This window comes from Chryseobacterium sp. MIQD13 (assembly GCF_050496705.1).
Taxonomy (GTDB): domain Bacteria; phylum Bacteroidota; class Bacteroidia; order Flavobacteriales; family Weeksellaceae; genus Chryseobacterium.
The window spans coordinates 1-5,442 of the sequence record NZ_JBNWAF010000008.1 but is presented as its reverse complement, the minus strand read 5'-3'; the positions used below and the strand labels follow the sequence as shown (position 1 = coordinate 5,442).

Sequence of the window (5,442 nt, the reverse complement as noted above, 5' to 3'; positions counted from 1 at the left end):
AAAAAAAGTCTCATACAAACAATGCTGTATGAGACTTTTAATAAAAACTGGCGGCGGCCTACTCTCCCGCTTGTCGCAGTACCATCGGCGCTGGTGGGCTTAACTTCTGTGTTCGGAATGGGAACAGGTGAGCCCCACCGCTAAAACCACCCTAAAGAAGGTATATAAGATATCAGAAGATAGATTTCAGATTTCAGATCCATTAGATGAGTCTGTTATCTGATGTCTTTTATCTGACATCTGTTTTATCGATAAAAACTTTCACAAAGACAAAACCTTTACTGCGCATAAAAGAACTTGTCGTATTTTATTATTCTATAATTTTTGATATAGCAACCAATAGGCTATAAATCTACGGGTAATTAGTACTACTCGGCTATGCTGTTACCAGCTTTACACCTGTAGCCTATCAACGTCGTCATCTACAACGACCCTTAAAAGATGTCTCATCTTGAGGCGAGTTTCGCACTTATATGCTTTCAGTGCTTATCTCTTCCAAACGTAGCTACTCAGCGGTGCACCTGGCGGTACAACTGATACACCAGAGGTTTGTTCAATTCGGTCCTCTCGTACTAGAATCAAGCCCTCTCAAACATCTAACGCCCGCAATAGATAGAGACCGAACTGTCTCACGACGTTCTGAACCCAGCTCGCGTGCCACTTTAATGGGCGAACAGCCCAACCCTTGGGACCTTCTCCAGCCCCAGGATGTGACGAGCCGACATCGAGGTGCCGAACCTCCCCGTCGATGTGAGCTCTTGGGGGAGACTAGCCTGTTATCCCCGGAGTACCTTTTATCCTATGAGCGATGGCCCTTCCATACGGAACCACCGGATCACTATGTCCTGCTTTCGCACCTGATCGACTTGTAGGTCTCACAGTCAAGCACCCTTATGCCATTACACTCTACGCACGGTTACCAAGCGTGCTGAGGGTACCTTTGAAAGCCTCCGTTACTCTTTTGGAGGCGACCACCCCAGTCAAACTACCCACCACGCAATGTCCTTCTGAAAGAAGTTAGGCTCCAAGTAAGTAAAGGGTGGTATTTCAACGTTGGCTCCACCAACACTAGCGTGCCGGCTTCAAAGCCTCCCACCTATCCTACACATTACTTACTCAAAGTCAATACGAAGTTATAGTAAAGGTTCACAGGGTCTTTTCGTCCCATTGCGGGTAATCGGCATCTTCACCGATACTACAATTTCACCGAGCTCGTGGCTGAGACAGTGCCCAGATCGTTACACCATTCGTGCAGGTCGGAACTTACCCGACAAGGAATTTCGCTACCTTAGGACCGTTATAGTTACGGCCGCCGTTTACTGGGGCTTCAGTTAATGCCTTCGGTTTAACCCTAAGCACCTTCCTTAACCTTCCAGCACCGGGCAGGTGTCAGACCCTATACAGCATCTTTCGATTTAGCAGAGTCCTGTGTTTTTGATAAACAGTCGCCTGGGCCTCTTCACTGCGGCCAGCATTGCTGCTGGCGTCTCTTCTTCCGAAGTTACGAGACTATTTTGCCTAGTTCCTTAGCCACGACTCACTCGAGCACCTTAGGATTCTCTCCTCGACTACCTGTGTCGGTTTTGGTACGGGTTGCTTCACTTCGGCTTTTCTTGGATCCAATTACACTACAGCAGCTTCGCCCGAAGGCTAGGCCTTGACTATTCCGTCAGTCTCCAGTAGCTACATCGAACCGTCCCCTTTATTCGTGAGCAAGTATGGGAATATTAACCCATTGTCCATCCACTACCCCTTTCGGGTTCGCGTTAGGTCCCGACTAACCCTCAGCTGATTAGCATGGCTGAGGAAACCTTAGTCTTTCGGTGAGGGGGTTTCTCGCCCCCTTTATCGTTACTTATGCCTACATTTTCTTTTCTGTCCGCTCCACAATACCTCACGATACTGCTTCGGCGCAAACAGAATGCTCTCCTACCAGATATACCCCTAAGGTATAAATCCATAGCTTCGGTAATATGTTTATGCCCGATTATTATCCATGCCGGACCGCTCGACTAGTGAGCTGTTACGCACTCTTTAAATGAATGGCTGCTTCCAAGCCAACATCCTAGCTGTCAATGCAGTCCAACCGCGTTGCTTCAACTTAACATATATTTGGGGACCTTAGCTGTTGGTCTGGGTTCTTTCCCTCTCGGACATGGACCTTAGCACCCATGCCCTCACTGCCGACGAACATTTATTAGCATTCGGAGTTTGTCAGGAATTGGTAGGTGGTGAAACCCCCGCATCCAATCAGTAGCTCTACCTCTAATAAACTTAACATCGACGCTGCACCTAAATGCATTTCGGAGAGTACGAGCTATCTCCCAGTTTGATTGGCCTTTCACCCCTACCCACAGGTCATCCGAAGACTTTTCAACGTCAACCGGTTCGGTCCTCCACTCTGTGTTACCAGAGCTTCAACCTGCCCATGGGTAGATCACAAGGTTTCGCGTCTAATACTACTAACTAACCGCCCTATTCAGACTCGCTTTCGCTCCGGCTCCGGTACTTAATACCTTAACCTCGCTAGTAACATTAACTCGTAGGCTCATTATGCAAAAGGCACGCCGTCACCCAACTTGTGGGCTCCGACCGCTTGTAGGCGTACGGTTTCAGGTTCTATTTCACCCTTCTATTCGAAGTGCTTTTCACCTTTCCTTCACAGTACTTGTTCACTATCGGTCTTTCAGGAGTATTTAGCCTTGGAGGATGGTCCCCCCATATTCAGACAGGATTTCACGTGTCCCGCCCTACTCATTTATCACTTAAATATGCCTTTCATATACGGGGCTATCACCCTCTACGGCTGTTCTTTCCAGAACATTCTATTAAACATATAAAAGCTTTTGGGCTAATCCGCTTTCGCTCGCCGCTACTTACGGAATCTCTTCGATTTCTTTTCCTCCGGGTACTTAGATGTTTCAGTTCTCCGGGTTTGCTTCCCCTAAGGGATGACATGTCTTCAACATGCCGGGTTGCCCCATTCGGACATCTGCGGATCAATTCGTGTGTGCCGATCCCCGCAGCTTTTCGCAGCTTACCGCGTCCTTCTTCGCCTCTGAAAGCCTAGGCATCCGCCATACGCCCTTAACGATTTCTTTCCTATTTTTAGGTTACTCAAGCGCTTTTATGCGCTCGGTTTTCTCTTTGTGATGTCTTTACCGTTAATGTCAATGATCTTAATGTCTTTCTTTTCAACTGATGAACAGATGTTGTTTTTGGCTCCATCCGTAACTTTTAAACCAGTCGTCCAAAACTGTGGAGAATAAGGGAGTCGAACCCTTGACCTCCTGCGTGCAAGGCAGGCGCTCTAGCCAGCTGAGCTAATTCCCCCTCTAGTTGAGTTGGTGAGTGAAGGTGTCGGAGAGCCTGAGTAATAACTCTTAGTCTCTTATACTTTCAAACCCCTGTACTCAAAATTAGTAGTCTCGGGCAGGCTCGAACTGCCGACCTCTACATTATCAGTGTAGCGCTCTAACCAGCTGAGCTACGAGACTTCATTATGAGTGATGGGTAATGAGTGATAAGTAATATATACTCCCGCTGCATTTTCCATCCCGTCTCTTCCCTATACTAATTTCTAGTGGGTTTTGTATTTTTTTATATATCAACCAAATAAAAAACTAAAGCTTAAACTTTAAGATAAGTCTATGTACTTAAAGTACTTAATTTTGTTTAACGTCTAAAGACGCTCTAAAATGAGATGTTCCAGCCGCACCTTCCGGTACGGCTACCTTGTTACGACTTAGCCCTAGTTACCTGTTTTACCCTAGGCAGCTCCTGTTACGGTCACCGACTTCAGGTACCCCAGACTTCCATGGCTTGACGGGCGGTGTGTACAAGGCCCGGGAACGTATTCACCGCGCCATGGCTGATGCGCGATTACTAGCGATTCCAGCTTCATAGAGTCGAGTTGCAGACTCCAATCCGAACTGAGACCGGCTTTCGAGATTTGCATCACATCGCTGTGTAGCTGCCCTCTGTACCGGCCATTGTATTACGTGTGTGGCCCAAGGCGTAAGGGCCGTGATGATTTGACGTCATCCCCACCTTCCTCTCTACTTGCGTAGGCAGTCTCACTAGAGTCCCCAACTGAATGATGGCAACTAGTGACAGGGGTTGCGCTCGTTGCAGGACTTAACCTAACACCTCACGGCACGAGCTGACGACAACCATGCAGCACCTTGAAAAATGTCCGAAGAAAAGTCTATTTCTAAACCTGTCATTTCCCATTTAAGCCTTGGTAAGGTTCCTCGCGTATCATCGAATTAAACCACATAATCCACCGCTTGTGCGGGCCCCCGTCAATTCCTTTGAGTTTCATTCTTGCGAACGTACTCCCCAGGTGGCTAACTTATCACTTTCGCTTAGTCTCTGATTCCGAAAAACCAAAAACGAGTTAGCATCGTTTACGGCGTGGACTACCAGGGTATCTAATCCTGTTCGCTCCCCACGCTTTCGTCCATCAGCGTCAGTTGTTGCTTAGTAACCTGCCTTCGCAATTGGTGTTCTAAGTAATATCTATGCATTTCACCGCTACACTACTTATTCCAGCTACTTCAACAACACTCAAGACCTGCAGTATCAATGGCAGTTTCACAGTTAAGCTGTGAGATTTCACCACTGACTTACAGATCCGCCTACGGACCCTTTAAACCCAATAAATCCGGATAACGCTTGCACCCTCCGTATTACCGCGGCTGCTGGCACGGAGTTAGCCGGTGCTTATTCGTACAGTACCTTCAGCTTTCTACACGTAGAAAGGTTTATCCCTGTACAAAAGAAGTTTACAACCCATAGGGCCGTCATCCTTCACGCGGGATGGCTGGATCAGGCTCTCACCCATTGTCCAATATTCCTCACTGCTGCCTCCCGTAGGAGTCTGGTCCGTGTCTCAGTACCAGTGTGGGGGATCACCCTCTCAGGCCCCCTAAAGATCGCAGACTTGGTAGGCCGTTACCCTACCAACTATCTAATCTTGCGCGTGCCCATCTTTATCCACCGGAGTTTTCAATATCAAGTGATGCCACTTAATATATTATGGGGTATTAATCTTCCTTTCGAAAGGCTATCCCCCTGATAAAGGCAGGTTGCACACGTGTTCCGCACCCGTACGCCGCTCTCAAGATTCCGAAGAATCTCTACCGCTCGGCTTGCATGTGTTAGGCCTCCCGCTAGCGTTCATCCTGAGCCAGGATCAAACTCTCCATTGTATGTTTGTCCGACTCTCTCAAAGTTTTTTTACGCTTTAGTTTTTCCTTACTTGGTTGTTATATTGTATGTCAATGATCTTTATTCTTTCCGCTTATATAAAGAACTTTTTTCTGTCGTTCTGTTCCTTATTTGCGGTTGCAAAAGTAATTGTTTTTTTCTTTATGACCAAATGTTTTTAAAGAAAATTTTAAAGTTTTTTTAGTAACCTTAAACTCCCTTTTCAATACC

General features: G+C 47.0%; 2 tRNA genes and 3 rRNA genes. All 5 read right to left on the bottom strand.

Annotation, left to right across the window (positions count from 1 at the left end):
- Positions 1 to 45: 45 nt before the first annotated feature.
- The 5 genes from rrf to ACQWU4_RS19505 all read right to left on the bottom strand — a co-directional run bounded on the left by rrf (position 46) and on the right by ACQWU4_RS19505 (position 5,213).
- Positions 46 to 154, bottom strand: a 5S ribosomal RNA gene (rrf, locus tag ACQWU4_RS19525).
- A 188-nt stretch (positions 155 to 342) separates the two neighbouring features.
- Positions 343 to 3,101, bottom strand: a 23S ribosomal RNA gene (locus tag ACQWU4_RS19520).
- A 158-nt stretch (positions 3,102 to 3,259) separates the two neighbouring features.
- A tRNA-Ala gene (locus ACQWU4_RS19515) sits at positions 3,260 to 3,333 on the bottom strand.
- Positions 3,334 to 3,423: 90 nt separating this feature from the next.
- Positions 3,424 to 3,497: transfer RNA gene (locus ACQWU4_RS19510), tRNA-Ile, on the bottom strand.
- A gap of 199 nt (positions 3,498 to 3,696) precedes the next feature.
- A 16S ribosomal RNA gene (locus tag ACQWU4_RS19505) occupies positions 3,697 to 5,213 on the bottom strand.
- The 16S, 23S and 5S rRNA genes sit together here with 2 tRNA genes alongside, the layout of an rRNA operon.
- Positions 5,214 to 5,442: the final 229 nt, after the last annotated feature.